The organism is Hydrogenovibrio sp. (assembly GCF_049975065.1).
In the GTDB taxonomy this organism is placed as follows: domain Bacteria; phylum Pseudomonadota; class Gammaproteobacteria; order Thiomicrospirales; family Thiomicrospiraceae; genus Hydrogenovibrio.
Genome location: NZ_JBNGDN010000077.1, coordinates 1 through 9,509 on the forward strand (window position 1 = coordinate 1; position 9,509 = coordinate 9,509).

Annotated in this window: 11 protein-coding genes and 1 tRNA gene; 9 read left to right on the forward strand and 3 right to left on the reverse strand. The window is 50.0% G+C overall.

What is annotated here, in order from left to right; genetic code table 11:
- Window positions 1-255 precede the first annotated feature (255 nt).
- Both ACP5D0_RS08600 and ACP5D0_RS08605 read left to right on the forward strand, forming a co-directional pair.
- Window positions 256-897 (forward strand): glutathione S-transferase N-terminal domain-containing protein, encoded by a 642-nt coding sequence (locus ACP5D0_RS08600; RefSeq protein WP_472365300.1) that lies wholly within the window; start codon window positions 256-258, stop codon window positions 895-897.
- A gap of 19 nt (window positions 898-916) precedes the next feature.
- Window positions 917-1,417 carry a ClpXP protease specificity-enhancing factor gene (locus ACP5D0_RS08605; RefSeq protein ID WP_472365301.1) on the forward strand — a complete coding sequence of 167 codons (501 nt, stop codon included), beginning with the start codon at window positions 917-919 and terminating at the stop codon, window positions 1,415-1,417.
- Here the strand turns inward: ACP5D0_RS08605 and mvaD are convergent.
- The 3 genes from mvaD to ACP5D0_RS08620 are packed head-to-tail and all read right to left on the reverse strand — an operon-like array spanning window position 1,410 to window position 4,410.
- Window positions 1,410-2,399: a diphosphomevalonate decarboxylase gene (gene mvaD / locus ACP5D0_RS08610; RefSeq protein WP_472365302.1), complete on the reverse strand. Its 990-nt coding sequence runs from the start codon at window positions 2,397-2,399 to the stop codon at window positions 1,410-1,412. The genes ACP5D0_RS08605 and mvaD overlap by 8 nt on opposite strands.
- A 57-nt stretch (window positions 2,400-2,456) precedes the next feature.
- Window positions 2,457-3,380 carry a mevalonate kinase family protein gene (locus tag ACP5D0_RS08615; RefSeq protein ID WP_472365303.1) on the reverse strand — a complete coding sequence of 308 codons (924 nt, stop codon included), beginning with the start codon at window positions 3,378-3,380 and terminating at the stop codon, window positions 2,457-2,459.
- Window positions 3,364-4,410: a mevalonate kinase family protein gene (locus tag ACP5D0_RS08620; RefSeq protein ID WP_472365304.1), complete on the reverse strand. Its 1,047-nt coding sequence runs from the start codon at window positions 4,408-4,410 to the stop codon at window positions 3,364-3,366. Before ACP5D0_RS08620 ends, ACP5D0_RS08615 begins: the two co-directional genes overlap by 17 nt.
- A 337-nt stretch (window positions 4,411-4,747) precedes the next feature.
- Here ACP5D0_RS08620 and ACP5D0_RS08625 point away from each other — a divergent pair, with 337 nt between their 5' ends.
- The 7 genes from ACP5D0_RS08625 (at window position 4,748) to ACP5D0_RS08655 (ending at window position 9,128) form a co-directional block, all read left to right on the forward strand.
- Complete coding sequence (locus ACP5D0_RS08625) at window positions 4,748-5,242, forward strand: GlcG/HbpS family heme-binding protein (RefSeq protein ID WP_472365305.1); 495 nt, start codon at window positions 4,748-4,750, stop codon at window positions 5,240-5,242.
- Window positions 5,243-5,435: 193 nt separating this feature from the next.
- Window positions 5,436-5,526 (forward strand) — tRNA-Ser (locus tag ACP5D0_RS08630).
- Between the two features lie 243 nt (window positions 5,527-5,769).
- Complete coding sequence (locus ACP5D0_RS08635) at window positions 5,770-7,068, forward strand: tyrosine-type recombinase/integrase (protein WP_472365306.1); 1,299 nt, start codon at window positions 5,770-5,772, stop codon at window positions 7,066-7,068.
- 551 nt (window positions 7,069-7,619) lie between these two features.
- Entirely contained in the window at window positions 7,620-7,919 is a 300-nt protein-coding gene (locus tag ACP5D0_RS08640) for a type II toxin-antitoxin system RelE/ParE family toxin (protein WP_472365307.1), read from the forward strand.
- A 2-nt stretch (window positions 7,920-7,921) separates the two neighbouring features.
- On the forward strand, window positions 7,922-8,206 hold the full coding sequence (locus tag ACP5D0_RS08645; RefSeq protein WP_472365308.1) for an addiction module antidote protein: 285 nt from the start codon (window positions 7,922-7,924) through the stop codon (window positions 8,204-8,206).
- A gap of 347 nt (window positions 8,207-8,553) precedes the next feature.
- Window positions 8,554-8,817, forward strand: a complete 264-nt coding sequence (locus ACP5D0_RS08650; protein ID WP_472365309.1) for a type II toxin-antitoxin system RelE family toxin — start codon at window positions 8,554-8,556, stop codon at window positions 8,815-8,817.
- Window positions 8,814-9,128 carry a helix-turn-helix domain-containing protein gene (locus ACP5D0_RS08655; RefSeq protein WP_472365311.1) on the forward strand — a complete coding sequence of 105 codons (315 nt, stop codon included), beginning with the start codon at window positions 8,814-8,816 and terminating at the stop codon, window positions 9,126-9,128. The genes ACP5D0_RS08650 and ACP5D0_RS08655 overlap by 4 nt, the downstream gene beginning before the upstream one ends.
- Window positions 9,129-9,509 lie beyond the last annotated feature (381 nt).

Here is a 9,509-nt window from a genome sequence, read left to right on the forward strand (position 1 = left end):
CGAAAATTTCCTTGTGAAACAAAGAACTCGACGCCCGAAGGGGTAAGTCGAGAAAACAATGCTCTGCGCAATCTCAGCACAAACTTATGAAACATTCGGGCTAGTCGTGGTCGAAGTGCCTCTTGTCAGGGGGCTTGACACAGCGTGTATAATATTCTAGAGAACAGTGCCATGTGCGCCTAAACTGAATAAGCATAACCATACAATCATAACAATAATAATCCTAGCGGATCCATCCATTTTCAGGAGATTTTCATGTCCGATTTGCCCGTTACACAACGTTCCGTCATGACGTTATTTTCCGATTCCAAAAGCCCCAGCTCGCATCGAGTGCGTTTAATGGCCAAGGAAAAAGACATTCCCATGGAGATTATCGAAGTCGATACTTCCGCCGGAATGCCGGAGGACTTATTGGAACTCAACCCTTACGGCAGTTTACCGACGCTGGTGGATCGCGATTTGGTGCTGTACGACCCGCAAGTGATTGTGGAGTATCTGGACGAGCGTTTTCCGCATCCGCCGCTCTTGTCGGTGGATCCGATTTCCAAAGCGCGTTCGCGTCAGATGTTGCGTCAGATTGAACAGGAATGGTACTCTTTGGCCGATACCATCACCAACAGCGATGACGAAAAAGCGGTGAAAGCGGCTCGGCGTGATTTGCAGGAACGTCTGATTCAGATGATTCCGGTGTTTGAGCATCAGCCGTATTTTATGAGCGAAGAATATTCGTTGGTGGATGTTAGTTTGGCGGTGTTGATGTGGCGTTTGCCGTATTTGGGCATTGATTTACCGAAATCCGCCAAACCGGTCATTGATTATGCCGAAAAGGTCTTGGCGCGTGAGGAGTTCCCGGACAGCTTATCGGACGATGAGTTGGATATGCGAGAAGTGGTTTAAAAGGATAGCGGGGTTCGAAATGATTTCAAACCGACCTTATATGATTCGGGCGCTGTTCGATTGGATCGTGGATAACGACTGGACGCCGCATTTGCAAGTGGACGCGCATTATCCGGGCATTGAAGTGCCGATGGAGTTTGCCCAAGATGGCATGATTGTGCTCAATGCCCACCCGAATGCGGTGCGTGAGCTGATGATGGCGAATGACTGGTTCAGTTTTAAGGCGCGTTTTTCCGGTGTGGAACGGCGTTTGGGCTTCCCGCCGGAAGCCGTTCTGGCGATTTTTGCGCGTGAAAACGGGCAAGGGATGCCGTTCCCACCGGAGCCTTATCCGCAAGCGTCTGATGAGGGGGCTTCGAAACCGCCCAAGCCGTCTAAACCGACCGTATCGGCGGTGAAGGATTCCGGTGTGTCCCATGCGGCCGCTGAGAAAACGGCTGACAAAACGGCTCAAAAAACCGACAAAGACGACAAATCGAAAAAGCCCAAAAAAGGCTCACACCTGTCTGTGGTTAAGTAAAGGGTTTCAGACATTTCATTTCCGGAAACGCCCGCATCAACGCGGGCGTTTCTGCTTCTGGAAACAGCAATTTCAAATTCGGTCCGGCATCCATGGTGAAATACACCGTTACACCTTCCTGGCGCAACTGCCAGACTCGGTGCATGGCGGCGACCGATTCCGGTTGCCAATACAGAATCGGCGGCCAGGTGGCAATCATGGTGGCGTGCATCGCCAAAGCATTGTTTTCCGCGGTCTCACCGAGCGTTTGAAAATCCTTGTCCAGAATGGCACGGTGAATGGTCGCTAAATCCTGTTCCGCCTTTTCCGGCCAGGCCTGGTAAAGTTCGCAATGATTGACCGTTTGCTGCATGCCTTGTGTTGAGCCGATTGGTTTGGTGGAGGTGTCGATTTTCAGTAAGCCGATACAGAATTCCGGCCAGGCCTGGTCAATTTTCTCGGCGTAACTGTCCAAACCGTCTGCGCGTTCGCCTTTATGCCAAAGGACAAAACCGTCATACAGTGAACGGCTGGCGCTGCCGCTGCCTAGACGCGCCAATAAAGACAGCTCGCGCGGTGCAAGTTGCCATTGAAAACAGTCGTCCAAGGCCTTGACCAAGGCCGCATAACCGGAAGCCGACGACGCCAGCCCAGCGGCCGTGGGCACGGTATTTTGAGTGTTGACCTCAAAGCCGCCACGCGCATTGGGGCGAAAAAAATCCAAAAAACGACTCAAGCGTTTGGCAAAGGGAGCGTCCTGGGACAGTGCCTCACCGTTCAAGGTAATGCGATCCTTTCCGTTTTCATGCCAGCTTAAACGGGTTTCGGTGCCGAGTTCCGGCAAACTGATGGACAGGCTGCTGTTGGTGGGCAGATTCAATGCCACATCGCGCTTTCCCCAATATTTACTGAGGGCAATATTGACCGGTGCCTGCCCATAGCCCGTTTTGAGCGGTGTATGCCCGGGGGGGGTGATGTGGTGGATAAACTCAGTGGGTGTCATAAAAATATCTCAAGGCGTTAAGGCTCAATTGGGTGCGTTCATCACAGTAATTGCACATCACAGTAATTGCACTTCCAAGCCACATGAATCCATGGCGATGGGCAGGGGGTGAAAGTCGGTGAGTGGGGCGCTCGTGTGACCGAATCCTAAAACACAATCGCCCAGGCCTGAGCCGGAAATTTTGCTGGCGGCAATGCCCGCGTCTTGGCGCAAACGATAAACCAAGTTCGACAGCACTGGATCATTGACGCCCAGCGCGTCCATCAGGCCTTGATAGCTGTTGACCAGGCGGTAAAACTCGGCGGTGTTGTCGGCTTTTAACGCTTGATAAGCCGCTTCGGTGGTGCGCCCCATTATGCGATAAAGGGCGGCCAATAAGTCGGCTTGCCCCCGCCAGTCGTCGGCGACTTTTTGCAGAACCTCGGCTGTCGGCGTTTTGTAGCCGCAGTAAACCAATGTCAGCGACCAGTCGGCTTTTAGAGATTCGACGGTTTGTGCTTGGGGGTCAAACAGCACCACGCCGCCCGTTAAACTGGCAGCCAGGTCGGTGCCGGAGCCACGCCCCTGCAAAGTATGTATCAGTGCCAGCCCGGTTTCAAAACGGGTTTTAAAATTCGGTGCCTGTTCGGTAATCGCATCCAATCCACCCAATAAGGCGGCCAGCAGAGCCGCAGAGCTGCCCAGCCCCAGCGTGGACTTGAAATCGCTGGTGATGGTGAGTGTCAGCCCCTGCTGTAAACTGGGTCGATAATGGTGCAGCGCCGCCAGTACCCAAGTCAGTTGTGGGTGCGGTGTGAGGCGATCCAAATCGGTTTTGTGGTGACCGAGTTCGGACAGGATATGAACCTGACGGTCGTTGCGAGCTTCCCACTGAATGCGCAGCCGCTGGTTTAAGCTACAGGCGATGGCTTTTTCCCCCGCGAGAACACTGTGCTCGCCCATCAGCATAATATTGGCCGGGGCGCTAGAGATGCACTTCACATTGACTGCCTGTGTCGTTGATTTTAAGGGCATAGAAGTCATAGCCGTAACGTTCGCACAATCGCTCGGGCGGCTCGGAACCGATGCAGAGTACCGCACCGGCGGAATCGCCGCTGACACTGCCAGCCCCGCAGACCTTGGCCGAATAGTGCGTGCTGTTATTCAGTGCCGCTACAAACGCTTTCACTTTATCGGGCACCACCCCTAGCTGTTCGAGAAGCGCCTGGTTGGCTTGGATGGCGCTGTTGAGCTGTTCGGCATTGGACAGTTTCCAGGCGGATTCCATTTCGGAAGCCACCTGTTTGAAATCCTGCCAGATGCCGCTTTGGTGGGTGAAATATTGATGAACGTGATTGACCGCTTGACCGGTCGTGGAACCGGGTTTTCCGGTGTCAATCATCCAGGCACTGAAGCTCTGGTGTGGCAGTTGTTGGGTAGGGTAGCCTTGCTGAAATCGGAGTAGGCCGCCACGATACACAGTGGTCGGATCCACGCCGCTGGAGGTGCCATGTTGCCGAGCCTCGATTTTCTGTGCCAGGGTGATAAGTTCAATTTCGCTGACATCCAGCCCGTGGTGGACAAACAGGCTGTGCAGCAAGCTGATGATGATTGAAGCCGAGCTGCCCAGTCCGCGTCCTGTCAAAGGGTGCGAGTCTAGGGTGATCGACCAGTGCCCGGGTTTTAGCTTATAAGTGTTGTGAAACTGCTGAAACGTCACCAGTACCAAGTCCACTGGCTGCTGCAGAACGGTTTGGATGGCCAAGGCGTTTTTTTCAAACAGCGCATAGCGTGATTCGATGTGGGTGACGTGTTTTTGCCAAGACAGATAGGGAAACACCATCTTTTGGTTGAAATTGTGCAACGCAATTTCCAAAACGGGCTGGACCCCCCGAGCGTCGTTGGGCGTATATTGAACGACCGCATGGGTGTTGAGTTCAATGGCCATCGACAAAGCCGGTGCGCCGAACAAAACAGCATGTTCTCCGGTCAGAATCAGTTTGGCGGGCGTGGTGCAAAGGGTTTCTTTCATGAGTGGCTCTTTGAGTGATATGGCATTATAACCAAACCCTCGCCGTAACGAAACGGCTTGTTTGGTGTGCGTTTGCGATGAATTCACGTCCATGAATGCCGTATTGCATAATCTTTTCACAATCAGAGCACCCCGTTGAAAGCCCTTTAAACGCAAGGCATTTGACTTGTTGGATATTGAAAAACACTTTTTTTCAGCTGGGTTTTAGGCAGGATTGAGACTTTCGCGTATTTTACCGCCAGTGGAAAGTCCTTAAAATGAGTTCGCAAAAGCAAAGACCTTGCTGTAACGAATGATTCTTGTCTTACTAATGAGCTAACTTGGAGCAGATATGAAGATGAAAAAACTTATGCCAATCGGTTTAGTGGCCGCCATGGGCGCTTCTTTGGCCATGCCGGTTCAAGCCGAACCCCTGTCCGTTAATGTGAGCCGTTTGAGTATGGACATGGCCAACAAAATTGCCGTGGCGGCGGTTGAAGCCTGTCGTGAAAAGGGCATTCCCATCAGTGTCACCGTTGTTGAACGAAACGGCATCCCGCAAGCACAACTGCGCGATACTATGGCACCGCCGGTTTCTTGGTCAATCAGCCAGAAAAAAGCCTACACCGCTGTGATGTTTAATGTGAAAGGTTCTCAGCTGGGATCCAGAGCCAACAGCCCTTTGCAGACCATGGGTGAAGGCTTGGCGTTTATGGCCGGTTCGGTGCCGATTACCGCTGGCGGTAAACTCTACGGTGCCGTGGGCGTGAGCGGTGCACCGGATGGAATGGACGATGAAAAATGTGCCGCCGCCGGTGTGGAAGCCGTGCAGATGGATTTAGAAATGATGTAGTCTACTCCTGTAGAGCGTTGAGGCGGTTGAGCCCGAAATGGGTTTGATCGTTTTTTGACAATTAGCCAGACCTGGCTGGTTTGTTTTTACCGGCTTAGGCCGGTTTTTTTGTATCACCTGCATCGCGTGCGATTTCTTGTTTTCGGTGCTGGACATTCATGGGGATTGGCAGTAAAATACGCCACTCTTTTACGGATAGCTGTCTGAGCGGTTGAAGGAGCACGCCTGGAAAGCGTGTATAGGTTAATAGCCTATCGGGGGTTCGAATCCCCCGCTATCCGCCAAATACCTAAATCAAGGCGTCTCATGACGCCTTTTTTTATGCCTGTAATGCCGAAAAATCAACAACTTAGCCTTTTTTAGCGTCTCATGGCATTGCACCGCATATCATCCAAGCGCATAATAAACGGGGGTAAATTTGGGGGTAAATCTTCATTTACCCCCGAATCGTTCAGGATTTACCCCCGTTTTACGTATTTTTACCCCCGCCTTTATTGGTAAGGCTTGAAACAAAAGGGTTTAAGGCAATGGCACTGACAGACGCACAGATCAGAAAAGCAAAACCGACAGGCAAATTACAAAAGCTTTCAGACGGGAGCGGTTTGCGCTTGGAGGTTACCAAGGCAGGCACGAAGGTTTTCAAATACCGCATAAGGATGGATGGCAAAGATTCAGATTATAAGATCGGCGAATACCCCAATATGACACTGGCCGAAGCCCGTAATGTCCGTGACGAGATTAAGGCGCTGGTACAGCAAGGCATTCACCCCAACGACCACAAAAAGCAACAGCAAGCCGAACAAGAACAAGAAGCGGCACGGCAGCAAGCCAAGGCCGCCCGCCTGTCCTTTCGCCAACTGTTTGAAGAATGGCACCGCCACAACAGTGAAAGCAAAGGCGGTGACAATTGGAAAATCAACTACGCCAAAGACATACGCGAACGGGTAGAAGCCCACCTGATCCCATTGCTGGGCAATCTACCCGCTGAAGACATTAAGCCACAACATATGATACGCGCCCTAAAAGAAATCGAAGCCAAGGGCAGACTGGAAACCCTCAAACGAAGCCGCCAGTATGCCAGCCGTATTTTCAGCTATGGTGTCGGCATGGGATATTGTGAACGCAATCCGGTGCGAGACCTACCCAATGACATTTTCCAAAAGCAAAAGAAAACCAACTACAGCCACGTTTCAGAGCGCAAAGACCTACATCAACTATTGAACGCCATTGACGGCTATCTGGGCGACATCAGCACCGCCACCGCCTTAAAGCTTGCACCCTATGTTTTTTTAAGACCTAAGGAATTGGCAGGGCTAAGGTGGGATGAAGTCAATCTGACGGATGACTTAAAACTGGGCACGGCCACCCTGAAGCACGGAGCCATCACCATTAAAGCCGACCGCATGAAAATGGGGCGGGAACACATTGTGCCCCTAAGCCAACAGACCCGAGCCTTGATTGAATCCATGCTGGTATTCAGTGACGGCACCGACTTTGTATTCCCATCCCCCAGAACCAAAGCACGGCCAATCAGTGAACAAAGCCTCAATGCCGGACTTCACCGCATTGGTTTCAAAGGCAAACAAACCGCCCACGGCTTCCGCCACACCGCCAGCACACTACTGAATGAACAAGGCTTTAATCGAGACCATATCGAAAAACAACTGGCGCATGAAGGCGGTAAGGATGCGGTCAGGGAAACCTACAACAAAGCCGAATACCTTTCTCAAAGAGCGGACATGATGCAGGCCTGGGCGGATCATCTGGACAGCCTAAAAGCCGGTGCGGATGTGGTGCCCTTGTTTGCCAAAAACAGACCGGTGTAACATTTTTTCACCGGTATTTTTTTGCCTTGAACAATAATACATTCATTAAAAACAACGGTACGAACGGTACGAGCGGTACAAGCCGCCACCCGTGTGGGTTTCAGCCCGTACCGTTTTAATTTTCAAAACGGTACGAACGGTACGAAATCGAACAAATATTAAGTAAAAGGCATTAAAAAAGCCGTTATTTAACGCACCGGCACCCAAAATCAGCCACACAAAAAAAACAACTTCACGCCCAAAAATAACCACCCAAAACAGACAGGTGTAACATTTTTTAAGGCACGACCAACCGGCTAGATCGGCACCGCATCCACGGCATGAAATCAACAGGCCTGATCGGCAGCACGACCACTGGAACGGAAGCCATCAGACCTGACAACTGTAAGCACTGGCACCGGTACGGAAAGCACCAGACCTGACCAGCGGCACGCCCACTGGAATGGAAACCACCCGACCTGACCGCACCACGGCCACGGCATGGAATCAACAGACCCTAATAAAACCCTTTTTATTGCCTTGTTTGTCGCTTAATTGTTACAATTAACCCCATGAAGTTTATAATCGTCACGACTGCAAAATTTGATAAATGGTTTAAATCCATCAAGGATAAAACCACCCGTTACCGATTGGAGTCAAAAATTAATCAAGTGGCACGCGGTAACTTTGGAGACCATAAGCCGATTGATTCCAATATAGGGGAATTACGCTTTTTCTTTGCAGGGGGAATTCGGATTTATTACACCATCCGAGGCAATGAAATTGTTCTGCTTCTTAATGGTGGGGACAAATCCACACAAAGCAAGGATATAGCAACGGCTAAGGGCTTGTTTAGCCAACTAGGGGAATAATCATGGCACTGGAATTAAAAGAATTTGAATTTGCACAAGATATTGAGACCAAAGAGGACGCGGCCTTATACCTTAGTGCATTCTTAGAGGACGGCGGAACGCAAAGCTTATTAGATGGTTTGCGCCACCTGATCCAAGCCAAAGGGATGAGCGAAACCGCAAGACTGAGCGGCATTAATCGCCAGCACCTATACCGCCTATTGAATGGCGAAACCCAACCGAAATTTGAAACCCTTTATAAATTGCTACATGCACTGGGGTTTAAATTGTCGGTCAATGTCGCTTGACCTAACAGTAATGGCTTCAAAGGCAAACAAACCGCCCACGGCTTCCGCCACACCGCCAGCACACTACTGAATGAACAAGGCTTTAATCGAGACCATATCGAAAAACAACTGGCGCATGAAGGCGGTAAGGATGCGGTCAGGGAAACCTACAACAAAGCCGAATACCTACCCCAAAGACCGGACATGATGCAGGCCTGGGCGAATCATTTAGACAGCCTAAAAGTCGGTGCGGATGTGGTGCCGATTTACAAAAAACGCTGGTAAATAAAAAATATAGAGGAAACATAGGTTGCGTTTCTTATAAATATAACGATTGAATAAGGTTTTATAACCTGTAAAATATAACTATGTATCAAATCAGCATTAAACGAAAAGCGGCAAAGGTGCTTAAAGCATTGCAGGCTAAACAAAGAGAGCGCATAGCGGAAAGTATTCAGCAGTTGGGCGTTAATCCTGACAATGAAGCCTTGGACGTAAAGCCTTTAACTAATCACCCAGCCGCTCAATATCGGCTTAGAGTGGGGAAATACCGAGTGCTATTTGATAGAGACGACCAATTAAAAATTATTGGCATAGAGAAGATAGGACACAGAAAGGATATTTACCAATGAGCGCACAGATCATTTATGACCAAACGGGAAAAAACCCAGAATTTGCCGTGATTCCGTGGGATGAATACCAGCAACTCATTCACCAAGACAGTGCAGACGATGAAGAAATGATTCCGTTTAATGTGGCGGATTATATCGACAACCCCATTAAGGCAATGAGAATAAAGGCCAACCTAACACAAGTGCAACTAGCCGAATTGATGGGCGTTTCACAAGCCTATATAGGCAAAATCGAGCGAGCCAACTATTCGCCAACGGATAACCTATTGAGTCGAGTAGAACAGACCATTCACACACACCAGACAGGCTAAAAAAAACAGAACTGGCGCGGCCTAGATCGGCCAATCGAAAAGCGGACTATCCACCCGCCTGACCGCGCCACCCTTATTTTTTGTCAGTGGATGTGAAGCTGGGAGGCTTTAACTTTTATGTCTCATTTTAAAGCGCCTTTGCCGGATATGGTAAGCCTGAAGTTTTTATTGTACCGCTGGGGCTTGGTCGCACCTTTCCAAGAAGATCACTATCTGGGTCTTATTACACTTGATGAGTATCTATTGGATTTAAACCAATTTAAACCTTACATAAGCGGTCTTGAATTCAACCATTAACTGCAACACCCAGCTTTAAAATCTCTGCCTTCAGCCTTTCCAAAGGAGATTCATAGTCATACCGCTTTCTGGGGCGATTGTTGA

Bases quoted from the DNA above. Each gene is read 5' to 3' on its own strand.
- ACP5D0_RS08640 (WP_472365307.1), top strand. From the start codon at position 7,620: ATGAAGTTTATAATCGTCACGACTGCAAAATTTGATAAATGGTTTAAA.
- ACP5D0_RS08625 (WP_472365305.1), top strand. From the start codon at position 4,748: ATGAAAAAACTTATGCCAATCGGTTTAGTGGCCGCCATGGGCGCTTCT.
- mvaD (WP_472365302.1), bottom strand. From the start codon at position 2,399: ATGACACCCACTGAGTTTATCCACCACATCACCCCCCCCGGGCATACA.
- ACP5D0_RS08620 (WP_472365304.1), bottom strand. From the start codon at position 4,410: ATGAAAGAAACCCTTTGCACCACGCCCGCCAAACTGATTCTGACCGGA.
- ACP5D0_RS08605 (WP_472365301.1), top strand. From the start codon at position 917: ATGATTTCAAACCGACCTTATATGATTCGGGCGCTGTTCGATTGGATC.
- ACP5D0_RS08600 (WP_472365300.1), top strand. From the start codon at position 256: ATGTCCGATTTGCCCGTTACACAACGTTCCGTCATGACGTTATTTTCC.
- ACP5D0_RS08645 (WP_472365308.1), top strand. From the start codon at position 7,922: ATGGCACTGGAATTAAAAGAATTTGAATTTGCACAAGATATTGAGACC.
- ACP5D0_RS08655 (WP_472365311.1), top strand. From the start codon at position 8,814: ATGAGCGCACAGATCATTTATGACCAAACGGGAAAAAACCCAGAATTT.
- ACP5D0_RS08635 (WP_472365306.1), top strand. From the start codon at position 5,770: ATGGCACTGACAGACGCACAGATCAGAAAAGCAAAACCGACAGGCAAA.
- ACP5D0_RS08650 (WP_472365309.1), top strand. From the start codon at position 8,554: ATGTATCAAATCAGCATTAAACGAAAAGCGGCAAAGGTGCTTAAAGCA.